The 23,351-nt window shown below is 72.2% G+C and carries 19 protein-coding genes and 1 pseudogene; 11 read left to right on the top strand and 9 right to left on the bottom strand.

All coding sequences use genetic code 11. From position 1 onward, the window contains the following. The first annotated feature begins 90 nt into the window (after window positions 1-90). The 5 genes from ABD339_RS19545 to ABD339_RS19525 all read left to right on the top strand — a co-directional run bounded on the left by ABD339_RS19545 (window position 91) and on the right by ABD339_RS19525 (window position 7,022). Complete coding sequence (locus ABD339_RS19545; protein ID WP_344567667.1) at window positions 91-1,701, top strand: FAD-dependent oxidoreductase; 1,611 nt, start codon at window positions 91-93, stop codon at window positions 1,699-1,701. A 128-nt stretch (window positions 1,702-1,829) separates the two neighbouring features. After that, entirely contained in the window at window positions 1,830-3,959 is a 2,130-nt protein-coding gene (locus ABD339_RS19540; protein WP_344567666.1) for a hydantoinase/oxoprolinase family protein, read from the top strand. A 119-nt stretch (window positions 3,960-4,078) separates the two neighbouring features. Then, entirely contained in the window at window positions 4,079-4,591 is a 513-nt protein-coding gene (locus ABD339_RS19535; protein ID WP_344567731.1) for a hypothetical protein, read from the top strand. A 3-nt stretch (window positions 4,592-4,594) separates the two neighbouring features. Continuing rightward, the gene (locus tag ABD339_RS19530) at window positions 4,595-5,878 is read left to right on the top strand and encodes a TRAP transporter large permease subunit (RefSeq protein ID WP_344567665.1); all 1,284 of its coding nucleotides are present in this window, start codon (window positions 4,595-4,597) and stop codon (window positions 5,876-5,878) included. A gap of 100 nt (window positions 5,879-5,978) precedes the next feature. Next, a complete protein-coding gene (locus ABD339_RS19525; RefSeq protein WP_344567664.1) occupies window positions 5,979-7,022 on the top strand; it encodes a glycoside hydrolase family protein in 1,044 nt (347 codons plus the stop codon). Between the two features lie 852 nt (window positions 7,023-7,874). Here ABD339_RS19525 and ABD339_RS19520 read toward each other — a convergent pair. Continuing rightward, complete coding sequence (locus ABD339_RS19520; RefSeq protein ID WP_344567663.1) at window positions 7,875-8,657, bottom strand: hypothetical protein; 783 nt, start codon at window positions 8,655-8,657, stop codon at window positions 7,875-7,877. A gap of 656 nt (window positions 8,658-9,313) precedes the next feature. On the opposite strand from ABD339_RS19520, the gene sbnB reads away from it, so the two are divergent. Continuing rightward, window positions 9,314-10,342 carry a 2,3-diaminopropionate biosynthesis protein SbnB gene (gene sbnB / locus ABD339_RS19515; RefSeq protein WP_344567662.1) on the top strand — a complete coding sequence of 343 codons (1,029 nt, stop codon included), beginning with the start codon at window positions 9,314-9,316 and terminating at the stop codon, window positions 10,340-10,342. A gap of 213 nt (window positions 10,343-10,555) precedes the next feature. On the opposite strand, the gene ABD339_RS19510 is transcribed toward sbnB, so the two are convergent. The 5 genes and pseudogenes from ABD339_RS19510 to ABD339_RS19490 form a co-directional block, all read right to left on the bottom strand. After that, window positions 10,556-11,134 carry a transglycosylase SLT domain-containing protein gene (locus ABD339_RS19510; RefSeq protein WP_344567661.1) on the bottom strand — a complete coding sequence of 193 codons (579 nt, stop codon included), beginning with the start codon at window positions 11,132-11,134 and terminating at the stop codon, window positions 10,556-10,558. Between the two features lie 563 nt (window positions 11,135-11,697). Continuing rightward, window positions 11,698-12,996, bottom strand: coding sequence for an MFS transporter (locus tag ABD339_RS19505; protein WP_344567660.1), 1,299 nt, complete (start codon window positions 12,994-12,996; stop codon window positions 11,698-11,700). Continuing rightward, window positions 12,993-14,084, bottom strand: a complete 1,092-nt coding sequence (locus ABD339_RS19500; RefSeq protein ID WP_344567659.1) for a PLP-dependent cysteine synthase family protein — start codon at window positions 14,082-14,084, stop codon at window positions 12,993-12,995. The genes ABD339_RS19505 and ABD339_RS19500 overlap by 4 nt, the downstream gene beginning before the upstream one ends. A gap of 1,294 nt (window positions 14,085-15,378) precedes the next feature. Next, complete coding sequence (locus ABD339_RS19495) at window positions 15,379-15,540, bottom strand: hypothetical protein (RefSeq protein ID WP_344567658.1); 162 nt, start codon at window positions 15,538-15,540, stop codon at window positions 15,379-15,381. A 213-nt stretch (window positions 15,541-15,753) separates the two neighbouring features. Continuing rightward, window positions 15,754-16,059: pseudogene (locus ABD339_RS19490) on the bottom strand (LysR family transcriptional regulator); the annotation flags it as partial. Between the two features lie 346 nt (window positions 16,060-16,405). Here ABD339_RS19490 and ABD339_RS19485 point away from each other — a divergent pair. From ABD339_RS19485 to ABD339_RS19470, 4 genes are all read left to right on the top strand, one after another. Further along, window positions 16,406-16,837, top strand: coding sequence for a hypothetical protein (locus tag ABD339_RS19485; RefSeq protein WP_344567657.1), 432 nt, complete (start codon window positions 16,406-16,408; stop codon window positions 16,835-16,837). A gap of 196 nt (window positions 16,838-17,033) precedes the next feature. After that, window positions 17,034-18,026: a dihydroxyacetone kinase subunit DhaK gene (gene dhaK, locus ABD339_RS19480; protein WP_344567656.1), complete on the top strand. Its 993-nt coding sequence runs from the start codon at window positions 17,034-17,036 to the stop codon at window positions 18,024-18,026. A gap of 213 nt (window positions 18,027-18,239) precedes the next feature. After that, window positions 18,240-18,944: a dihydroxyacetone kinase subunit DhaL gene (gene dhaL / locus ABD339_RS19475; protein WP_344567655.1), complete on the top strand. Its 705-nt coding sequence runs from the start codon at window positions 18,240-18,242 to the stop codon at window positions 18,942-18,944. Between the two features lie 2 nt (window positions 18,945-18,946). Continuing rightward, window positions 18,947-19,360, top strand: a complete 414-nt coding sequence (locus ABD339_RS19470; RefSeq protein WP_344567654.1) for a PTS-dependent dihydroxyacetone kinase phosphotransferase subunit DhaM — start codon at window positions 18,947-18,949, stop codon at window positions 19,358-19,360. A gap of 227 nt (window positions 19,361-19,587) precedes the next feature. On the opposite strand, the gene ABD339_RS19465 is transcribed toward ABD339_RS19470, so the two are convergent. Continuing rightward, on the bottom strand, window positions 19,588-20,115 hold the full coding sequence (locus ABD339_RS19465; protein ID WP_344567653.1) for an NUDIX hydrolase: 528 nt from the start codon (window positions 20,113-20,115) through the stop codon (window positions 19,588-19,590). A 266-nt stretch (window positions 20,116-20,381) separates the two neighbouring features. On the opposite strand from ABD339_RS19465, the gene ABD339_RS19460 reads away from it, so the two are divergent. Then, window positions 20,382-21,551 (top strand): sensor histidine kinase, encoded by a 1,170-nt coding sequence (locus tag ABD339_RS19460; RefSeq protein ID WP_344567652.1) that lies wholly within the window; start codon window positions 20,382-20,384, stop codon window positions 21,549-21,551. A 67-nt stretch (window positions 21,552-21,618) separates the two neighbouring features. Here the strand turns inward: ABD339_RS19460 and ABD339_RS19455 are convergent, their stop codons facing one another. Continuing rightward, window positions 21,619-22,311 carry a hypothetical protein gene (locus tag ABD339_RS19455; RefSeq protein ID WP_344567651.1) on the bottom strand — a complete coding sequence of 231 codons (693 nt, stop codon included), beginning with the start codon at window positions 22,309-22,311 and terminating at the stop codon, window positions 21,619-21,621. 215 nt (window positions 22,312-22,526) lie between these two features. Then, on the bottom strand, window positions 22,527-23,327 hold the full coding sequence (locus ABD339_RS19450) for a glutamate racemase (protein WP_344567650.1): 801 nt from the start codon (window positions 23,325-23,327) through the stop codon (window positions 22,527-22,529). Window positions 23,328-23,351 lie beyond the last annotated feature (24 nt).

Here is a 23,351-nt window from a genome sequence, read left to right as displayed (position 1 = left end):
CCGCACCTTCCCCCGTCCGTTCCTCCCCCGCCGCCCCGACCCGGCGGCGGGCAGCACCGCGCAGCACCATCTCGTACGCAAGGAGAGCATGTGACAAGGCAACCGGACATACTCGTCGTCGGCGGCGGACTCGGTGGCGTGGCTGCGGCGCTGGCCGCCTGCCGCGCGGGCCGGACGGTCGTCCTCACCGAGGAGACCGACTGGATCGGCGGACAGCTCACCTCGCAGGCGGTCCCTCCGGACGAGCACCCCTGGGTGGAGCAGTTCGGGATCACCGCCTCCTACCGGGCCCTGCGCGAGGCGATCCGGGACCACTACCGCACCTGGTACCCGCTGCGGGCCGAGGCGGCGGCGCCGCGCGACCTCAACCCCGGTGCCGGGCGGGTCAGCAAACTGTGCGCGGAGCCGCGCGCGGCGCTGGCCGCGCTGGAGGGCATGCTCGCCCCGCACCGCTCTGCGGGCCGGCTGACCGTGCTCACCGAGCACCGCCCCGTGGCCGCAGGGGCCGAGGGGGACCGGGTGCGCTCCGTCACGCTGGAGGATGTGCGCGGCGGCGGGCGGCGCACCCTCACCGCCTCGTACATCCTGGACGCCACCGAGACGGGCGAGTTGCTGGAACTGGCCGGTGTGGAGCACGTCCTGGGCGCCGAGGCGCGCGCCGAGCACGGCGAGCCGCACGCCCCGCGGGAGGCCGACCCGCTGAACCAGCAGGGCATCACCTTCTGCTTCGCGCTCTCCCACCACGAGGGCGAGGACCACACCATCGACAAGCCCGCCGACTACGGCTTCTGGCGTGCCTACCGGCCGGACTTCTGGCCCGGACCGCTGCTCGGCTTCCTGGCACCGGACCCGCGCAGCCTGGAGAGCGTGCCGCGCACGTTCGTGCCGAACCCCCAGGTCGATCCGCTGGATGTCACCGCGGACCAGTCGGCGGACGCCGGTGACAAGGAACTCTTCGGCTTCCGCCGGATCCTGGCGCGGAAGCTGCACCGCGAGGGCGCCTTCGACTCCGATGTCACCCTGGTCAACTGGCCGCTGAACGACTACTGGCTCAAGCCGCTGATCGGCGGCGGCGAGCAGACCACCGCCGAGGCGCTGTACGAGGCCAAGCAGCTGTCCTTGTCGGTCCTGTACTGGCTCCAGACCGAGGCGCCCAGGCCCGACGGCGGCACCGGCTTCCCCGGCCTGCGGCTGCGCCCCGACATCACCGGCACGGCTGACGGCCTCGCCAAGGCCCCGTATGTGCGCGAGTCGCGCCGCATCAAGGCCGTCACCACCGTCACCGAGCACGATGTGGCGACCGAGATCGTCGGCCCGGCCGGCGGCACCCGCTACCGGGACTCGGTCGGCGTCGGCAGCTACCGCATCGACCTGCACCCCTCGACCGGCGGCGACAACTACATCGACATCGGCTCCGTGCCCTTCGAGATTCCGCTCGGCGCACTGATCCCGCGCCGTACCCGCAACCTGCTGCCCGCCGGGAAGAACATCGGCACCACGCACATCACCAACGGCTGCTACCGGCTGCACCCCGTCGAGTGGAACATCGGCGAGGTCGCGGGAGCGCTGGCGGCCCACTGCCTCGACGAAGGAGTCGAACCGCACGAGGTGCAGGCCGACGACAAGCGCTTCGACGTCTTCGCGGCCCTGCTCGACCGGTCCGGCATCGAGCGGCACTGGCCGCAGGTGCGCGGCTACTGAACCCCGGCGGGCCGGGGTGCGGCGCGCCCGGCCCGCAGCGGTGTGGTGCGCCGGGCGAAGCAGGTGGAGCTGCTTCGCCCGGCAACCGCCCGCGATCGCGCCGACCAGCACGAGGAGGTGCCCATCCCATGAACACCCACCGCATACGCGTCGGCATCGACGTGGGCGGAACCTTCACCGACGCCGTGGCCGTCGATGCCACGACTCTCGAACTGGTGGGGAAGGTGAAAGTCCCCACCAGCCACCACCATGCGGACGGGGTCGCCCACGGCATCGTCGAAGCACTCGACCGGCTGCTGAAGGAGACCGGTCAGGCGCCGCATGAGGTGACCTTCCTGGCACACGGCACGACCCAGGCTACCAACGCCCTGCTGGAGGGCGATGTGGCCAGGGTCGGGCTGATCGGCATCGGCGCCGGCGCCGGGGCGGCCTTCACCCGCAGGCTCGCCGCTCTCGCGAAACTCCAACTCACCCCGGGCCGCCGCTTCCCCCTCGTGTACGCGCATGTCGCCGACCCGGCGGACACCGCCGCCGTGCACCGCGCCGTGGGTCAGGTGACCGACGCCGGGGCGCAAGTGCTGGTCGCCACCGAGCCGTTCAGCGTGGACCGCCCCGAGGGCGAGGAGGCGGTGCGGGCGGCAGCCGGGGCCCGCGGGCTGCCGATGACGGCTGCCCACGACATCACCTCGCTCTACGGGCTGCACAAGCGCAGCCGTACCGCCGCCGTCAACGCCGCGATCTTGCCGAAGATGTTCGCCACCGCCGATCTGGTGGACGCCTCCATCGCCAAGGCCGGGGTGACCGCCCCGTTGATGGTGATGCGCTGTGACGGAGGTGTCATGTCGCTGGACGAGATGCGCCGCAGGCCGCTGCTCACGGTGTTGTCGGGGCCCGCCGCAGGTGTCGCGGGCGCACTGATGCAAGAGCGTGTCAGCGAGGGCGTGTTCCTGGAAACCGGGGGCACCTCCACGGACATCAGCGTCATCCGCCGCGGCAAGGTCGCGGTGCGGCACGCCCAGTTGCTGGGCAAAACCTCCTACCTGTCGGCGCTGGACGTGCGCACGGTCGGCGTGGGCGGCGGCTCGATGGTGCGGATGGCCGGCGGGAAGGTCACCGGCGTCGGGCCGCGCAGCGCCCACATCGCCGGTCTGCCCTACGCCTGCTTCGCCACGGCCGCGGACCTGGCCGGCGCCGAGCTGGCCACCGTCCGCCCGCTGCCGGAGGACGCCGGGGATCACGTCGTCCTGGACGCCGCAGGCGGTCGCTACGCGCTCACCCTCACGTGCGCGGCCAACGCCCTGGGCCGGGTGCCCGAGGGGGACTTCGCCCTCGCCGGCCGGGAGGTGGCCCGTGCGGCCCTGGCGCCGCTGGCCGCCGCGCTGGGAACGGACATCGACACCGCGGCGGCGCGGGTGCTGGATGCGGGCGCCGAGCAGGTCGGGAAGATCGTTGACACCATGATCGACGACTACCGCCTGGACAAGGACGCCGTGCTGCTGGTGGGCGGTGGGGGCGGTGCCGCCGCCGTCACCCCGCATCTCGCCGCCATGAGCGGGCGTACGGGCCGCATCGCCGCCCACAACGAGGTCATCAGCCCCATCGGCGTGGCTCTGGCGCTGATCCGCGAACAGGTCGAGCGGATCATTCCCGGCGCCGGACAGCAGGAGGTTCTCGCGGTGCGCGCGGAGGCCGAACAGGCCGTCGTGGCGCAGGGCGCGACCCCGGACGCCGTCGAGGTCGAGGTCACCGTGGACCCGCAGACCAACACCGTGCGGGCCATCGCCACCGGCGCCACCGAACTGCGCACCCAGGACCGCGCCCACCGCGCCGATGACGCGGAGCGCCGACGGCTGGCGGCGGACAGCCTGAAGGTGCCCGTGGGCCAGGTCGAGACCCTGGCCCAGGCCGGCGCGTACACGGTCTACGGCACCGAGCGGCGCCGCAGGCTGCGCGCGCCGCGACGTCCGGTGCGCGTCGTGGACGCGGACGGGGTCGTACGGCTGCACGCCGCCGACGCCCGGGTGGCGGCCACCACCGTCGGCGGCGCCCAACAGGCCCTGGCGCGGCTCGTGGAGGAGTCCACCGCGTACGGCGACGGCGGAGTGCGCGCCCCGGCACTGCGCCTGCTCGTCGGGTCCCGCATCGCCGACCTGTCCGGTGTACTCGATCCGCAGCCGCTGCTGGCCCTGGCCCGCACGGAGTTGGACGGGCGGCCCGCCGACGAGCCGGTCGTCGCCGTCGTCGAGGAGCGGTCGTGACCGGGCACCCCCGGCCACGCAGCGCCGCCGCCGGCCCGGTCACCGATCCCGCCGCAGTTCCGGGCACCGGTCCCGCCGCCGAGGACGATCTCGATCACGGGGTCCGCTACCTCGCCGCGATCCCCCTGCACGCGGGCCGGGACACGGCCACGCTGCGCCGATGGGCGCAGGCCGCCGCCGAGTTCGGCGCTTCCCTGCCGCCCGGGCCCGAAGAACCCTCCGTCCGGGTCGTGGAGCGCGACGGCGGCCTGGCGCGCGGCCTGCTGGCCCGATACACCTCGCGCCCGCCCGCCGTCGAGCTGTACACCGACGCCGTCGCGGAGGCCGAACGGCTCATCGACGCTCACGGGTGGCGTGCCTGGTTCCCGCCGGGCTCCGTCCGCGCCGCAGCCCTGGCCCACGAGGCCGTACACGACCGGCTCCACCACGGCCCCGGCCGGGCCGCGCTGAAGCGCTCCCTCGGCCATACCGCCCTGCGGCTGGGACGACTGCGCGTACCGGCGCACGTCGCCGGGGCCGAGGAACTCGCCGCCCACGCCTACGCACAGGCCGTCTGCGGGCTGGGCCGCAGCCCGCTCCTGCTGTCCGCCGCGCTGGCCGCCTCCACCACGCCGCCCCGAGAGAAGAAGTGAGCCATGGGCATCATCATCCTGCTCGTCATGGCGGCCGGTGTCGCCGCGATGCTCAGCAGAAAACTCCCCACCGCCTTCGCCCTCGTCCTGCTGGGTGTGGTGATCGCCTTCGTCGCGGGAGCGCCGCTGACGGGCAAGAACAGCGTCCTCGACACCGTCCTCCAAGAAGGCGCCCCGGCGCTGGCCGCGACGATGATCGCCATCTTGCTCGGATCCTGGCTGGGCAAGCTTCTCGATGAGACCGGTATCGCCGCCACGCTCGTGCGCAAGATCGTCGAATTCGGCGGGGACCGCCCCGCTCTCGTCGCCCTCGGTGTGCTGGTCGTCTCCATCCTCGTCGGCACCGTGACCGGCTCGGCGCCGGCCGCCATGCTCGCCGGGATCGTCGGCATCCCCGCCATGATCGCGGTCGGCGTCCCCAAAGTGACCGCCGCCGGAACCATCTTGATGGGCATCGCCGCCGGTATGCCGTTCGAGCTGCCGGTGTGGCAGTTCTTCTCCAGCGCCCTGGACCTGCCCGTCTCCGAGGTCCGCGGCTTCATGGTCAAGCTGTTCCCGTTCGCGCTCGCCGCCGCCGTGGCCTTCGTCCTGGTCGAGACCCGCAGGCGTGGGACCGAGCACACCTGGGCGTTCCGCACCCAGGCCCCCCGCACGCGATCTGCCAAGCGGCGCGCGGAACTCGGCGACGCGCCCTGGTACGCCCTGCTCGCCCCGCTCGTGCCCCTCGTTCTCGCCCTCGGCTTCGAGTTGGCGATCGTCCCCTCGCTGCTCGCGGGTGTGCTCTACGCGCTGGTGACCACGACCCGGCCGCGCGAGATGAACCGCAGGCTGCTGCGCACCCTTTACCGGAGTTTCGACGTGGCGGCGGCGCCGATCGCCTTGTTCGTGTCGATCGGCATTCTGCTGGCCGCGGTGAAACTGCCCGGCGCGGTCGAGGCGCTCGAACCGCTGGTGAAGGCGGTCAGCCCGCAGAATCCCGTGCTGTTCGTCGTGGTCTTCGCCCTGCTGGTGCCGCTGTGCCTCTACCGGGGCCCGCTGAACGTCTACGGCCTCGGCGCGGGCATCGCGGGCGTGCTCATCGCCGCCGGGATCTATCCCGCGGTCGCCGTCCTGGGCATCACCGCCTCCTACAACCAGGTCTTCGGCGTCGCCGACCCGACCAGCACCCAGACCGTATGGGCCGCCCAGTACGCGGGGGTGAGCCCCCAGCAGGTCATGGCACGCACCTTGCCCTACGTGTGGGCGGTCGCCCTCGGCGGCTTCTGCGTGGCGGCCACGCAGCTGTGATCCGTGCGGCGCCCACCGCGGTCCGTGCGTCGCCCGGCGTCGCCGGACCCGCCGCGCCCGCGCCCCTGTTCCCCGACCGTCCCTGGCACCGGAGGAAATCATGAACGAACCGCAGCGTCACGACAGACGGCTGATCCTGAAGGCCGCCGCCGGCTCTCTCGCCACCGCCGGCCTGGGCGCCTCCCCCGCTCTCGCGGCCCCGGCGGCCACGGCCCCGGGCGGCTTCCCCGACTACCGGTACGTCTCCACCCTGCTCACCCCCGGCGACCTGGACTACAACCCCACCGGCGAGATCATCTTCCCCTGTATCCGGGGCACATCCGGACGCGTCAAGAACGCCCTCGGCCGCTACTACCTGTACTACGCCCCGCACGATGCGCCCGGCGGCATCTGCCTCGCCTACGCCGACCACATCGAGGGCCCGTACACCGAGTACCCCCGCAACCCGATCGTCTCCCGCGACTGGCGACCGCACTACTCGGTCAGCCACGTCTCCTCACCGCACGTCATGTGGCACGAGCAGCAGCGGGAGATGTGGCTCTACTTCCACGGCGAGAACACCACGACGCGGCTCGCCCGGTCGGCCGACGGCATCCACTTCACCTACGACAAGACCGTCCTCACCACCGGCATGCTCCCGTCCGGCACCACCGAGACCTCCTACGCACGGGTCTTCCCTCACGAAATCCCGTCGAAGAAGGCGCACTTCGTGATGCTCTTCATGCTGAACAACACCACCGACCACCGTGACATCCACTGGGGCTGGTCGGCGGACGGCCGCAGTTGGGCCTTCGACCAGAAGCCGCTGATCCGCCACGGAGACGTGGGAGCCGTGAACGTGGGCGGCCCCCATCTCCTGACGCGCGGCGGCAGCGCCTTCGTCGTCTACAACAAGGACAAGGAGAGCGGCGGCGACCTCATGATCACCGAGGTCGGCAAGGACTTCACCCTCCGGCGCCACCTGGGCCGGTTCTACAACTCCTCCTCCGGAGCGCCGGACAACGGCCGCAGCGCCGCCCCCAGCTTCGGCACCGAGAACGGCGTCCCGTACATGGTCTACGAGTCCGGCGAACGCCTGGCCGGGAAGATCGCCGTAGCGCGCGGCCGGGCGGTTCAGGCTCGGCACCAGAGGGCCCGAGCCTGACTGAACGGTCTGCCGTAGCTCGCGGAGCACGGGCATACCGCAGTCCTGCCGAGACCTCCCCAGCGGGGGGCCGGCAGGACAACCGGTCTCGGCCGTCGCGACCGAAACCATGGAATTCTACTATCGCGGGGTTTTTCGCCGGACTGCCCTTCGAGCAAATGCTTTCGGAATCAAGCACTCCGGCGACGCCGGGTGCCCGTGCGCGCGACGAAGCGTGGACACGGAGAGTGGAGCCCTGCCCGTCCGCGAAGGGGAGGCTGGGGCGGGCAGGGAGTCAGTGGGGATGCCGGCGGGCCTCCTGGCGGCGAGTTCGACGCAGAGGCGCGTGCCGAGCGGACCGGGTCCGCGCCCGCCATCAGTCAGCCGCCGTAGAACCTCGGCGGACCGGAGGACGAGGCACGGCTGCTCATCTACCCGCCTTCTCATGTGGAGCATTGGCACTCGGCGGACTGTCACGCCGCGCAGCTGGGGCCGTGACCTTCGGCTCGGCGCGTACCTGGAGGACGGCGAATGCGGGCACGGACGGTACGAAGGCCAGGAACAGGATGGTGTTCGTGTACGGCGGCGGTGCGAAGAGGATCAGGTCGTAGCCGAGGTGCGCGGCAACGAGCCGAGCAGTTCGCGCTCGCGCCCAGGGTCGAAGGTTGGTGTCGGCCAGGACCACAATGGTTTTGCCCAACGTGATTCGCGGGCGGGGCGTCTCGGCTCCGTCACCCGCCCCTGGGCGCCCCGCAACCCTCTCCGCTTGGCCTGTGTCCGGGAGTGGAGGGCCCTCCACACTCCGCAGGACGCCATCCCGAGATACGAGCCACATTACTGGGGACGGTTCAGGCCCATCTGTATGAGGCCCCCTCAGCGCACCTGCCTCTTAGGGGACTTCGGAGCGGAGCGGATGTGCGCGGCGTTGGCAGCCGTTTGCCGGCTGAGCGCAGGCGAAGAGGGGTTCCTGCTTTCAGTTCCCGGCGGGAGATAGGAAGCCACGGATGTCACGGGCTTGTCGTCGCCGATGCCCTTCTGGATAAAGGCCGCCAATTTCGAGGGCGAGTAGCCAAGGTCCCCGGCAATTCGGGCGGCACGATACAGAGTGTCTCGCTTGGCGTCCTTCTGCACAGCATCCCGCTGCTCGCCCTGAGCCAACTCGCCTTGCCCGGCAGGATTCTGCACAGCAGCCTGCTTCTGACCGCGAGCCAGAATGGTTCGCATGGCAGCCATCTGCACAGCATCCCGCTGAGTAATCTTATCGACAGCAGCCTGCTCCGAGGCCGTGACCGGCCCGTTGCCGTCACCCCTCTCGACAGAAGTCGCCGGTTTCGAAGGCGAGCGGTCAAGTCCCCCGCGCCCCCTGACCTCTCGGGCGGCCTCGCCCTGAGCCCGGATGACCTGCCTGGCGGGTGACGGTCCGACAGTGACCTGTCTGGCAGCAATCCGCTCGAAAGTCATCCGCACGGCATTCTGCCCACCCTGAACCAACTCGTCCTGCTCGGCAGGCAGCTGCACAGCATTCCGCTGAGTAATCCTGTCGTCGACAGCAGCCTGCACCGGGGACTGCGGCGGAGGCATCGGCAGAGGCTTCTCCGATGGCCGGTTCACTCGGAAAGGCTTTTGTCGTGGTCTCGACGGCACAGCGATCTCCACTCAACTCGATCTTTTGCAACTTCCTCACCGCTCACAACGCATCTGCTCACCCGGCGGTTCACGCTGAGAACCTCCGGCTCGCCATTACAGCCCGCCGCGTAAAGACATCCGACGCTTCACATTGAGAACCTCCGACTTGCCGTCACAGCCCGCCGCAGAAGGGAGAATGCATCCAACTCCGCTTCTCGCAAAGGCACTTCATAGATGCTGCAGCCTACGCGATAGGGCGATACGGAGGGGCGCTGCGCGGCGCCGACGCGATTCGACTGTGACCGGAATTACAGATCCGAATGTGACCGGCATTACAGATTCGGCTGTGACCAGCATTACAGATCCGGCTGTGAACGGCATTACATGGAGGCGCGTTCAATGCGCCAATCCATACTGCGAGCGATCCCACTGCGAACAGGGAGCCCCACCAAGCCGGCCGGGCAGCCTCAACTCGCCCCGCCCCGCCGTGCGCCACAGCCGCACGGCATCCCGCACTGACGCTGTCACTCAAGGGACTGCCCCCGGCGTGGCCGGGCCGCGCCCCTGAGGGGTTCATCGCGGCCCGGGACGGGACACCACTATCCGTACGGGCCGCACTCTCGCTCACCCGTGCGCCCGCGCCCGCACCGCACGCCCGTGCTTTCTCACACTCTGGAGCTGGAGACATGTCCCAAGCCCCGTCCTTCGCCGTGATCTCCGGGGAACAGGTCGCCGCGGCCCTGCACGGCCGGGAATCGCAGGTCATCGCGCTGGTGGAGGCCGCCTACCGGACGCACGGCAAGGGTCTCACCGTCAATCCGGACTCCTGCTTCCTGCGCTTCCCCGACCGGCCCTCGTCCCGCATCATCGCGCTGCCCGCCTCGGTGAAGGGCGGCGTGAACGTGCACGGCATCAAGTGGATCTCCTCGTTCCCGGAGAACGTCGAGGCCGGTGTCCCGCGCGCCTCGGCCGTGCTCATCCTCAACGACCCCGACACCGGATACCCGTTCGCCTGCCTGGAGAGCTCCATCATCAGCGCGGCGCGCACCGCGGCCTCCGCCGCGCTGGCCGCCGGGACCCTGGCCGGGCGGCGCGGGTTACGCCCGCGCCGCGTCGGCATCCTGGGGGCGGGCCTGATCGCCCGCTACATCCACACCTATCTGACGGGCAGCGGGCTCTCGTTCGACGAGGTGGGGGTCTTCGACCTGAAGCGGGAGCACGCCGAGGGGCTCCGGGAACATCTGCTGAGCACGAGCGGCGGTGCCACGGTCACGGTGCACGACACTGCCGAGTCGCTGCTGACCTCCTCGGACCTGATCGTGCTGGCCACCGTCGCGGGTGAGCCGCACATTTTCGACCCCGGACTGTTCGCCCACCATCCGCTGGTGCTGCACATTTCACTGCGCGACCTCGCGCCCGAGATCATCACGGCCTCCTGCAACGTCGTCGACGACATCGACCACTGCCTGAAGGCGGACACCTCGCCGCACCTGGCCGAGCAGCGCACCGGCGGGCGCGACTTTCTCGACGGCACGCTCTTCGACGTACTGGAAGGCCGGGTCGGCGTCCCTGCCGACCGGCCGGTGATCTTCTCGCCCTTCGGCCTGGGCGTGCTCGACATGGCGGTGGCGAAACACGTCTACGACACGGTGGCGGAGTCCGGAGAACTCGCCACCGTGCCGGGCTTCTTCCATGAAATGCGGCGCTACGGCTGACGCCTCCCAAGGCGCGCCGGGGTGCCGCTGTGCGCCGGAAGGCCGTCGCGCACCGGGGAGGCCGTCCGTTGTGCGCCGGGATACAGGTGCAGCCCTGTCACCGTGACAGGGCTGCGCGGGGTGGCCGGTGCGTGCCGGGCGAGCGGGTGGGCTCGCCCGCACGGAGCCTCAGTTGGCCGGAGTGGCCGGGGCGCCCGGCCGGGGCGGAGTGACTCAGTAGGCGGAGTTGACCTTGTCCATGGAGCCGTAGCGGTCGGCCGCGTAGTTGCAGGCGGCGACGATGTTGGCGACCGGGTCGGTCAGCTTATCGGCGGTGCCCTTGACGTGGTACTGGTCGAACGTCGGCTGGATCACCTGGAGCAGGCCCTTGGACGGCGTGCCCTTCTTGGCGTTGACATCCCAGCCGTTCATGGCGTTCGGGTCACCGGCCGACTCACGGATGATGTTCTTCTTGATGCCCTCGTAGGAGCCCGGGATGTGGTGCTTCTTCATGATGGCCCGCGCCTCACGGATCCAGCCGTCCAGGTTGTCGGCATACCCCTTGGCGCCGGCCTTGTCGGCCTTGTGAGCCTTCGCGGCCTTCGCGGCCTGGGCGTCCACGTGCTGGGCAGTGGTCGCGGCGGTCTGGACGCTCACCGGCTTGTCAGCGGGCTTGGCCGCGCCCTCGGCGGCGTGGGCGGTACCGGAGAGGGCGGAGACCGCGATGGCCGCGGTGCCCACGGCGGTACCGCCGACGGTGGCGAGACGGGCGAACTTGGCGTTGCGGGTGATGCCGGTGATCGCAGTACGCATTCGAGCGGAAGCCTTTCGCAGGGGACGTGTCGGTCGCGGGTGCCGGGAGAGGCGGTGGCGGACCGGGTTCGTTCCCGACGCCGTGCGACCTGGCCCCCACCGTGGAGGTCACCCCCCAGGGGGAACAAATATGTGACGTACTATCCGCTTTCGTCCGACTTTGACTGCCGAACGGACGACGAACGCCAGCAGACCGATCCACCCATACCGGACATACGAAGCCGCTTCGTGAGTGACGTGGCTCCTATGGGTCGCTTCACATCTCCGGGCCCTCGCCCTCACCGCGTGCCAGGGCGCATGAGCGCACCGTTCACCGGTCGGCCCGCTCCGGAACCCCGCCGCGAGCACCCCGAACAGATCAGGCACCCCGCGCACGCCCGCCCGGCCCCGAGGCGCGCTCGGGACCGGAGAGCGGCACAGCGCGGGGCGCCGGCACAGGAGTCGCGGCGCCGACACGGGAGCCGGGGCGGCCGACACGGGAGCCGGGGCGGCCGACACGGGAGCCGGGGCGCCGACACGAGGCCGTACCGGTCGGGGATCGGCACGGCGGGCCCCGCTGCCCGTCAGGCCGTCGCGGGCCGTGGGGCGGGCGGCGCGGAGGGGGCCAGCCGGCCCGTGCGGCGCAACCCGTAGAGCGCGGCGGAGCATGCGAGGCCGAGCGCCGTCAAAGCCACCCACGGCAGCGCGGGCATCCCCGCCGCGCGTGCGGCGTCGAGTGCGGCGCCGGTGAGGAGGTTACCCAGAGTGATGCCAACTCCGCAGATGGTGTTGTAGAACCCGTAGTGCGTGGCGACGAGGCGATCGCCGGAGAGGCGGACGATCGTGTCCATCTCGAAGGGGAACGCCAGCATCGTGCCGAATGCGAGCAACAGCGCGGCGAGCGCGCCGGGGATCGCCGCGAGCAGCCAGCGCCCCGCCCCCTCCTCCGGCACCGGCACAGCCGTCGAGGCCAGCAGTGGCAAGAACGCGGCCCCCATACAGGCGAGCCCGCGCGCCAATGCCTGGCCGGGCTCCACCCTGGCCCCGCACCAGGCGGTGACCCTCGTCTGGAAGAGGATCGTGCTCAGCCCCGAGACCGCGAACAGCAGCGCCACCGCCACCGTTCCCGGCTGGCCCGCGCCGCTCAGCCGCCGGACCTCCAGCGGCAGGGAGAGGTAGACCTGGAAGGACAGTACATAGGAGCCGATCATGGCCGTGGAGAAGAGGAGGAACGGCCGATTGGCGGCGATCCCGCGCCACTGGGCGAGCACGCTCTCCCGCTTGCCCGCCCCTCGGCCCTGGCCCTGCCCTCCGCGGGCGGGCAGCGCGCGGAGCTGGACCAGGCTCAACGCGGCGAAGATTCCGGCCGCCACCAGGCAGGTGACCTGGAAATCGATACCGGTCAACACCATGCCCACGAGGGGGCCGAGCAGGATTCCGGCCTGGTAGAAGACCTGGAACAGAGCGAACGCCTCGACCCTGCGCTCCCCCGCGCCGGCCGCCAGATAGGCCCGGACCGCCGGGTTGAACAGCGCTCCCGCGAGCCCCGTCGCGGCCGAGGCGGCGAAGAGCGCGGGCAGCGACTCGACGAGTCCGAGCGTCGCGAAGCCGAGCGTGCGCAGCACACAACCGGCCACGATCAGGGGCTTGTAGCCGAACCGGTCGGCCAGCGCGCCCCCGAAGAGGAACATGCCCTGCTGGCTGAAATTGCGCACGCCCAGGATGAACCCGGTCAGCCAGCCGGCCAGCGCCAGCGTGCCGGACAGATGCTGCGCCAGGTAGGGCATCAGCATGTAGAAGCCCAGGTTGATGGTGAACTGGTTGACCATCAGGAGCTGGACACCGCGTTCGTAGGAGCGCAGCTGCGCGAGGTTCCCCTTCACCGGGCACCTCCCGCGAGCGGGTCCACGACGAGGGCGCACCGCGTCCAGGCCACCGCCTCCTTCTCGTCCGGGCGGCCCAGCGTCTCCGGTTCCGGCGCGGGCGCGGCGCCCAGCAGACCGTGCCGGGCGCAGTAGTCGTCGTCGTAGACGGTCGAGAGGTAGCGCTGCGGACCGTCCGGGAAGATCGCCACCACCCGTGCGTCGCAGGGCAGTTGGCGGGCAACCCAGCCCGCGACCAGTGCCACCGCGCCCACGCTCCAGCCGCCGGTCGTGTAGTGCGAAGCGGCCAGCCGGCGGCACGCCCATACCGCTTCGGGGGCGGCCACCCAGTGCACCTCGGCGAAGTGCTCGTAGGCGACGTTGCGCGGGTGGATGCTGGAGCCGAGCCCGCGCATCAGCCGGGTACGCGCGGGCTGTCCGAAGATGGTCGAGCCGGTCGTATCGACACCGACCAGCCGCATGCCGGGGTAGAGCTGGCGCAGCACACGGGAGACGCCCGCGGAATGACCGCCGGTACCCACACTGCACACCAGGGCGTCGATATGCCCTACCTGGGCGGCGAGTTCGAGGGCGAGCGAGGTGTAGGCGCTCGTGTTGTCGGGGTTGTTGTACTGGTCCGGGCACCAGGCGCCGGGCTCCCGCGCCAGCAGCTCGCGCACGCGCTCGCGGCGCGCCTGCTGCCAGCCGCCCACGGGATGGGGCTCGGTGACGATCTCGACCCGCGCCCCGTAGGCGCTCAGCAGACGGGACATGGACGGCTCCAGGCCCGGATCGGTGACGAGGGTGACGGGGTGCCCGTGGACGAGTCCGGCCAGGGCCAGCCCCAGCCCCAGCGTGCCGCTGGTGGACTCGACGATCCGGGCCCCCCGCGCCAACTCCCCGCGCGCTCGGGCCCGTTCGACCATGTGCAGGCCGGGGCGGTCCTTGATACCGCCCGGGTTGAAGCCTTCCAGCTTCGCCCAGAAGCCCCGGTCCGGCGGCGTGAACGGCTCGCAGACCCGCACCACGGGCGTGTTGCCCACGAGGCCGGACAGCTGCGGCCGAATCGGGAGGACGGCGTGGGTGGCCGTGGTCAAAGACTGATGCATGTCGCTCTCATTCGGTACCCCGCCCCGCGCCCCGTTCGATGCTCCAGAACGGGTCCGGCGGGCAGCGGGTATCAGCGGCGGACAGAGTGCGGAAGGACAGGGGTACGCGCCCGGAAGGACCGGGGAGCGCGTCCGTCCTCCGGCTGCGGCGCGCGAGCCCCGTCAGCCCCGTTGACCCCGCCCCGTGAGGCGAACTCACGGCACGCGGATGGCCCGACACGGGGCGCCCGCACACGGTCTCCGCACGACGCGATCAGCTCGCGATCAGGCGTACGCGGGGGCTTCCATGGAGGGCGCCCGTGCCGCCGTACGGACAGCGGCATAGGGGAAGACACCGGCGTACGGGGCACTGGGCGTACGGGAGCACTGTGCATACAGGGCACCGGCGTACGAGGACTCCACGTACGGGAGGGAAGAGGGCAGGGGCGAGCGGCAGCCGGAGAGCGGCTTCTACACCTGCTGGATCACCGTGCTTCTGGCAGCCGGCCACGGGGCAGGGCCCGGCCCTGCCGCGGCCGTCACCGGGCTGTGCGCCGACGCTCTGGTGGAGCACCAGGCCAGGGGCACCGAGCAGGGTGCGGGGAGCGGGAGTGTGTGCTGGGGCTGTCCGGATACGCATTCTTCGGCCGGATGCGAGGCGGCTCCGTGCTCTCCGTGATCCCCGTCTTCCTCACACGGCGCATCGGCCCGCACAGCGCTGCCCGGACGCCCGGAGTCCGTTGCGGGGAGGTGCCGCGTGACGGCGAGCGGTGACGCCACCGCGCTCAGCGCGGAGTGGCCCTGGGCGCTCTCCGCGTTTATCGCGTGCACGACCACAAGCCCGAACAGCAGAACGGCCACCCACAGCAGAAGCAGCGGACCCGCGAGTGGGCGGGGCCGCTGCACCCTGGAAGGCAGCCAAGCCGTGATCACGCCGTGATCCTAACCCTCCGCGCTCGCACCACGACGGCCTTGCGGCAACTTTGAGCCGAACCGGCTGCGTACGCCACGAGCGGCTGGACCAGCCGCCGGCAGAAGTCCGCCGGCCCAACGGGCGACGAGGCGGCGGAGTTCCGCGCCACCGGTCCCGGCCTCCCAGCTCGACAGGCCAGAGCTCGGGCCGTCTGCTGGCCCGCAACCGAGCGCGGAGGTCGCGCAGTTCGGCATCACTGACCGAGATCACGGGCGGGTCGGCCGGCATGGGAATCTCCTCGCTGTGCCGAGTGTGCGGCCGGAGCGTCGGCCGACCGCGTACGTCGTCCGCCCGGCCGCCCGGGTCTCTGGCGGGCACGGGCCGTCCGCGCGGGCGTTCACCTCAGGTCTCCGCTTCACCGTCCGGGATGACGGTCCGCACGATGGCCGCGCGCGTCCGCTCACGCGACTCCGGCTCCATCGCCAGCGGCGCGTGCATGATCATCCCTTCCAGCAGGGCGTCCAGGCGTGCGGCGGTCTCCGGCCCGGTGAAGCGGGCCAGCACGGCGCGGCCGGCCTCGGTCCATGTGTGTCAGCGTCCGCAGAGCGGGATCGCGCAGCGCCGCCAGGTGCAACTCGAAGCCGAGGACCGCACTGCGATACCGGGAGGGTCCTCCCTGGACAGATCCACCAGCACCTCGACCAGGTCCTCGCACGTCGCGACCTTCGCGAAGAGGGCCTCGTACTCCACGGTGCGCTGCTCGACGTACCGGCCGAACGCCTGGGAGGGCATGGCGGCGACATCCACCCGCCCCGCACGGAGTTCGTGCACGGCCGCGACGCTGGCACGAGCCGTCTCCAGGCTGCGCAGCGCGGCCAGCGCGGGTTCGATCAGCGCCGTACCCGCCTCGGTGAGCACCGCCCGGCGGCCGATCCGGTGGAACAGCGCGCTGCCCAGATCCCGCTCCAGTCCCCGCACGGCCTGCGAGAGCGAAGGCTGGGAGAGGTAGAGCGCCGACGCCGCCCGGTTGAAACCTCTGTGATCCACGATCGCGAGGAAGTACTCCAGCTGCCGGACGTCCATGACCACCATCCTCCACACCCCGAAGACGCCCCGCTACTTCCCCGGGAGCGGACCGGCCGGGCAGTCGGCGTGTTCTCCCGGCGGGCGTTGTTCACGGCCGCAGTTGGGTGGCTGAACAATCCCTGACCGGCTGAACCAGCCTCATGGTGTGGGCATCCGGCCCGGGGAGACAGGGCCGCGGCACGGAGAGAGGTCGTGGGATGTTCAAGACGGGGAGTGCCGCCGTGGTGGCCGCCGCACTGGAGTTCGCCCTCGGGGGGTGCGGAGGCGGGGCGGAGGAGAAGGCCGGTGCGTCGGGGGCGGAGTCGGCGAAACCGACGCCGACCCGGCCCCCTCGAAGGAGCTGGTGAAGTGGGTCGGCGGCATGTGCGAGGCGACGACCGCCCTCAAGGGTGTCCGCAAGGACAGCGCCAAGGACCTGAAGGAGATCAGGCACCCGGACAAGGAGGCGGGCGAGTCCGCCGACTTCCTCGCCATCAGCTACATCTCCGCTACCTCGGCGGAGGTGGACGCGGCCGAACTCGATCTGGAGCAGCTGGGGCGATCCGGCGTTCCCGCGGCCGACGGGCTGCTCGTCGCCTGGCGCAAGAAGCTCAAGAGCGTCGGGCCCGAGCTCGACGACATCTCCCCCGGTGATGCCCTGGATGACGCCGAGGGCACAGCCGGCAAGTTCGACAGACTCATCCAGACCCTCACCCCGCCCGAGCCAGATCTGCCCGCGCTGGCGAAGAAGGACCCGCAGCTCGCCGCCGCGCGCGAGCGGGCGAAGAAGTCATAAAAACGTCGGGGTTGGCAAGGTCACTTCCGAGTGATTGTCATCCAGGCTGCGCAGCCGCCCGGCGCCGCTGGCCGGGGCACCAACGCGAGGCCGCCGCGGGGCGCCGCGCGTCGCCAGGCGCGAAGGTTGACCGTAACCGGCCTGACCTGCACAGTTCGAGCTAGCAGCACTACCGCTGACGTTCCCGGAGGTACACATGAAAATGTTGATCAACGTCCCCGAGTCCGTGGTCCCCGACGCGCTGCGGGGCATGGCGCTGGCGCATCCGGAGCTGACCGTGGATGTGGACAAACGGGTGGTGGTGCGGCGGGACGCACCCGTGGCGGGCAAGGTGGCGCTGGTCTCGGGCGGCGGCTCGGGGCACGAGCCGCTGCACGGCGGCTTTGTCGGCCCCGGCATGCTGGACGCCGCGTGCCCCGGGGAGATCTTCACCTCGCCCGTACCCGACCAGATGGTCGCCGCCGCGGCTGCCGTGGACAGCGGCGAAGGTGTGCTGTTCGTCGTCAAGAACTACACCGGGGACGTCCTCAACTTCGACATGGCCGCCGAGCTGGCCGAGGACGAGGGGGTACGCGTCGCGAAGGTGCTGGTCGAGGACGATGTCGCGGTCACGGACAGCACCTTCACCGCGGGCCGCAGGGGCACCGGGGCCACCCTGTTCGTGGAGAAGATCGCCGGGGCTCTGGCCGCCGAGGGGGCGCCGCTGGAGCGTGTGGAGGCGGTGGCCCGCCAGGTGGCCGGTTCCACCCGCAGCTTCGGGGTGGCGCTGAGCGCCTGCTCGACCCCGTCCAAGGGCGGCCCCACCTTCGATCTGCCCGCCGGGGAGCTGGAGTTGGGCGTCGGTATCCACGGTGAGCCGGGCCGTGAACGGCGGGCGATGATGACCTCGGGTGAGATCGCGGACTTCTGCGTTGACGCCGTACTGGAGGACCTGGCGCCCGACGGGCCGGTGCTGGCGCTGGTGAACGGCGCGGGCGGGACGCCGCTGATCGAGCTGTACGGGTTCTGCGCCGAGGTCCACCGGGTCCTGGGTCAGCGCCGGGTTCCGGTCGCCCGTACCCTCGTCGGCAACTATGTGACCTCGCTGGACATGGCGGGCGCCTCGGTCACGCTGTGCCGGGCCGATGAGGAGCTGCTGCGGCTGTGGGACGCTCCGGTGCGTACGCCGGGCCTGCGCTGGGGCGCGTGAGCGCACCGGGCCTGCGCTGGGGCGCGTGAGCGCACCGGGCCGCGGGCGGTCCGGCAGCGAGAGCCATACGGGAAGCGCACAGAGCGGTACGGCGAAGACGCAGGCAGTATCGCAAACAGTGCCGGTGCCGATCCCGGTACCGGAAGAGTGCCGGGACCGGCACCGGATGAAGAACACGAGCACGACAGTGGTGAAGGAGCAGTGGTGAGCGGCATGGTGACTGACGACGCCGGCGGGCCCGGCGGCGGTGGCGAGGGCGCCGAGGCGCTGGACGCGGCCTTCTTCGCACGCTGGATGACCGCGATGGCGGGAGCGGTGGACCGCGAGGCGGACCGGCTGACCGAACTCGACTCGGCGATCGGCGACGCCGACCACGGCGGCAACATGCGCCGCGGCTTCGACGCCGTACGCGAAGAGCTGCGCGAGGACCTCCCGGCGACGCCCGGCGCGGTGCTGATGACAGCGGGCAGGAAGCTGGTCTCCACGGTCGGCGGAGCCTCGGGCCCGCTCTATGGCACGCTGCTGCGCCGCACCGGCAAGGCGCTGGGGGACGCGCGGAGCGTGGGCCGCGAGGAGCTGGCGGGGGCGCTGCGTACCGGCGTGGACGCGGTGACGCAGCTGGGCGGCGCCGCGGCGGGCGACAAGACGATGCTGGACGCGCTGCTACCCGCCGTCGAGGCTCTGGAAGGGAACGGCGGCAAGGACTTCGGCGCCGCCCGGGCCGCCGCCGGGCAAGGCGCGGAGGCGACCATTCCGCTCCAGGCCCGCAAGGGCCGCGCCAGCTATCTGGGAGAGCGCAGCATCGGGCACCAGGACCCGGGCGCGACCTCCTCCGCGCTGCTGCTGGCGGCGCTGGCAGAAGCCGACGAGTCCGGGGCCGGCAGCGCCCCCGGCGCCGGGTCCGAGGGAGGCGAGTGAACATGGCCGCAGCGGAATCCGGGCGAGTGGGCATTGTCCTGGTCTCCCACAGCAAGGAGGTCGCCGACTCGGTGGCCCGGCTCGCCGCCGGGCTGGCCGGGGTCGCCGACGCGCCCGTCGCGGGTGCGGGCGGCGGGCCCGACGGCGGCCTGGGCACCAGTTCCGAACTGATCACCGACGCCGCGCACCGCGTGGACGGCGGCGCCGGGGTGGCTGTCCTGGTGGACCTCGGCAGCGCCGTACTGACCGTCAAATCGCTGCTGGCCGAGGGCGATGAGCTGCCCGAGCCCGCCCGGCTGGTGGACGCGCCGCTGGTCGAGGGCGCCGTCGCCGCCGTGGTGACAGCCGCGGGCGGCGCGGACCTGGACGCGGTGGCCGCGGCGGCCGGGGAGGCGTACGACTACCGGAAGCTGTGAGGCGCCCGGAGCCGGAGGGGTCGGGTCGGGTCGGGTCGGGTCGGGTCGGGTCGGGTCGGGTCGGGTCGGGTCCAAGGAGGCAGGACGCCCGGGGGGCCGCAAGTACGGGCACTCCCTGGGTCCGGCTACCGGCTCCCCTCCCCGAGCCCCCGGCTGCCCAGCTGCCCGCCTTCAGGTCCCGGGCCCCGGTCCCGGTGGCTGGTCTCCGGGAGCCGCTTCGGGAGGGGTCAGTCCCCGTGCTCCGCCGGGGCCCCGGAATCCGCTGGCTCCCACACCTGGCTCTCGAACCAGGCGGGTCCCTCCTGGGCGGCCTGCTTGATGCGCAAGCGTGCGAAGTCCTTCAGCGGCGGCAGCTCGTCCGGGCCGAACCAGCCGACCTCGACCGACTCCTCGTCGTTGACCCTGGCCACACCGGCCGCCTCGCGCGTCGCCCGGCAGCGGAAGGTGATGTCCATGTACTGGCAGATGTCGCCGTTCGGATAGGTGACCGGCTTCTTCAGCCCCGCCACCAGAGCCACGCGCTCGGCGGTGCAGCGCACATTGGTCTCTTCGAAGACCTCCCGCACGGCACAGTCGGCAGGCTGTTCACCCGGCTCGGGGATGCCGCCGATGACCGACCAGGCGCCGGTGTCGGCGCGGCGGCCGAGCAGTACCCGCCCCTGCTCGTCGAAGACGACGGCGCTGACGCCGGGGAGATAGAGCAGCTGGTGACCTGCGGAGACCCGCAGCTCACGGATGAAGTCCGGTGTACCCATGGGAGGACCCTACGTGCCACGGAAGGCGCGCGCCCGTGGTCGGCCGGGCACTTGCCGTGCGGCCGGTACGACCGCCGTCCGGACCTCGCCGGCGGCCGGCGGCGAGGCTCCGGGCGCCTCGGACGAGGACCGGTGAACAGATGCGGACACCTCCCGAGGAGACCTGCCGTGGAGACCCGTGCGGGCAGACGGAGGAGCGGTCCCCCCGCAGGATGGTGTAGCTGTCCCCACCGCCCCGGCGGCCCCGCCCGCCTAGCCTTCTCACCATGCGTCAGGCACTACGTAACGCGGGCCGGGCCTCGCTCTACCTGCTGACGGGGGCTGGGCTGAGCGTCGCCTGCTACGTCATGGCCGGGCTGGTACTCGCCGGCGCTGTCGGTACGGCACTCGTACTCGGAGCGGGGATGCTGCCGGAGACCGTACGGGCGCTGCGCGCGCTCGCGGGTTTCGAGCGGCGCAGGAGCGGGACGTGGGCCGGCGCGGCGATACCCGAGAACTATCTCCCCCTGGACCACGGCACCCTGTGGGCACGTGTGCGCGCGGCGGGCACTGATCCCGGCACCTACCGTGACCTGCGCTGGCTGGGCGCCCAGCTCGTCTGCGGACTGGTGCTGTGGTATGTCTCGCTGGTGCTGTGGCCGTTGGCGCTGTTGACCGACGGCATATGGTGCGGCGTCGCGGGACGGCCCGCGCTGCTGCTGCCCCAGATCGTGCGGCTCGCTTCCCTGGAGGCCCGCCTCTCCCGCACCCTGCTGCTGCCCTCGCGCAGCGAGCGGCTCGCCGAACGAGTGGCGGAGCTGTCGGCGACCCGGGCGGGCGCCGTCGCGGCGCACGGCGCCGAGCTGCGGCGTATCGAGCGCGATCTGCACGACGGCGCGCAGGCACACCTGGTCGCGCTCTCGATGCGGATCGGCCTGGCGCGCCGGGCCTACGGCCAGGACGGCGAGGCGGCGCGCAAGCTGCTGGACGACGCCCAGGACCAGGCCGAGGAGGCGCTGGCCGGTCTGCGGCACGTGGTACGCGGCATCCATCCGCCGGTTCTGACCGACCGGGGGCTGGCCGGCGCCGTCCGGGCGCTGGCGGCGGGCAGCGCACTGGAGGTGACGGTCACCGTGGCGGGGCTGACGGACGGGCCCGAGGACGGGACACGCGCGCCGGCCGCGGTGGAGGCGGCGGCGTACTTCGTCGTCGCCGAGGCCCTGTCGAACGCGGCCAGGCACAGCGGCGCCGAGCGGGCTTGGGTGGAGCTGACCCGCTCGGCGGGGCTGCTGCGGATACGGGTCCGGGACGAGGGCCGGGGCGGCGCTGCCGAGAGCGGCGGCACGGGCTTGCCGGGGGTGCGCCGACGGGTGGCGGCCCTGGACGGCAGTGTGGAGCTGAGCAGCCCGGCGGGCGGGCCGACGGTGCTGGAGGCGACGCTGCCGGGCGTGTGGTGAGGACGCCCGGATCCGCATCCCCGCTCCCCGGCCCAGAACAACGGGCCCGGACGCCGGACGCCGGGTCTCAGGTGCCGGGCTTGAGGTGGCCCTGCGCGGTGAGGCGGGAGCGGATGTGGCGGACGGCGGCTTCGGCGTCGTCCACCGTGACGGTGAAGACCCGGCCGTCGCCCAGGCGCAGCACCAGGCCCTCGCCACGCCGCACGATGACGGCGGTGCCCTTCTCGGGCCGCCAGCGGTAGCCCCAGCCGCCCCAGTGTCTGGGGGTGACGCTGGGGGCGTGGTCGGCCTCGACGATGTCGCACAGCTGAATGCGGCGGCGCGGCAGCCCCGCGTGGCCGCAGCGCACCTCCAGGGTGTCGCCCTCCACCTTCACCTGGACCCGCACGAACGCGAGGGTGCCGAAGAGGATCAGCAGACCGGCGCCGACACAGCCGACGACGGACATGACCAGCGGTGCGAGGCCGCCCGACCAGGCGACATCGACGGCCAGGTCGATGCCCAGGGCCAGGCACGCAGCGCCGAGGGCGGCGAAGAGCCACTGGACGCGGCTGGTCGCGCGCCCCGTCCACACCTCCGCGGCGGCCCCGGCGCTGCCGTGGCTGTGCGGGAGGTGCGGGAGATGGGGGGCGTGGGAGACGTGGGGAACGTGGCCGTGTCCCGGGGAGCTGTGGCCGGGACGAGCGGCCTCGTGGTGGTGATCGCGGCGTTCGGCGCCACCCTCGGCGGGTGTCGCGCCGTCCTGGGGATGGTCCGTCATACCGGAAAGCGTACTCCGCGGTGCCCGCACGGGCAGCCCGTGCGGGACAGGCCGCCCTCGCCCCCCACGAATGCCGGAGCGAGCCGTCCGGTACGGGAGTGGGAGCGGGGACGGGCCGCCGAAGAGGGTGTGCCCGCTCCCCCGCCGGACGCGGACGGCCGCTGCCGACGCTCACAGTCCGCTCCGGTCACGCGCGGGCCGCGCGTTGGTCTCCGTCAGCCTCGCGCCGCGCTCTCGGCGGCCAGGAGGCGGCCCTCGGCGTAGACGAGCGCCTCGCGGGGGAGGGCCGCGGCCTTGCCGCTGTGCAGCACGGTGAGACTGCCGGTGGGCGCCGCGTCCGGCCGGGGGCCGCCGCCGGCGCGGCGCAGTGCCTGTGCGGCCACGGCCTCCGCCGAGCCGTGCAGCACCGGGCCCTCGGTGCGGGAGCCGCGCAGTGCCTCGCGGATGCGGGCGCCGACCAGCTCGTAGTGAGTGCAGCCCAGGACGACGGTCGGGACGCCCTGCGGGGTGCGCTGGGCCGCGGCTGCCACGGCGGCGTCGATCCGCCGCTCGTCACCGCTTTCGATCGCGTCGGCGAGCCCGTGGCAGGGCACGCCCGTGATGTCGGCGCCGTGCCCGAACTCCTCGATCAGGCGCCGCTGGTAGGGGCTGCCGGTGGTGGCGGGGGTGGCCCAGATGGCGACCGGTCCGCCGGTACGTGCCGCAGCCGCCGCCGCGGGCTTGACTGCGGGGACGGTGCCGATGACGGGCAGTGCGGGCTCCAGCTCGGCGCGCAGGGCGGGCAGGGAGTGGACGGAGGCCGTGTTGCAGGCGACGATCAGCGCGTCTGGCTGGTGGGCGGCGGCGGCTCGCGCGCACTGCAGGGCGTGGGCGGTGATGTCCTCGGCTTCGCGGGGTCCCCAGGGCATGCCGTCGGGGTCGCAGGAGAGCACGAGGTCGGCGTCGGGGCGTGCGCGGCGCACCGCGGCTGCCGCCGCGAGGAGGCCGATTCCGGAGTCCAGCAGCGCGATCTTCACGGAGAGCAACTGTAATCGATCGGG

The sequence above is a fragment of the Streptomyces axinellae genome (assembly GCF_039532135.1).
In the GTDB taxonomy this organism is placed as follows: domain Bacteria; phylum Actinomycetota; class Actinomycetes; order Streptomycetales; family Streptomycetaceae; genus Streptomyces; species Streptomyces axinellae.
The sequence above is the reverse complement of the archived record's forward strand: the minus strand, read 5'-3'. Positions and strand labels throughout refer to the sequence as shown.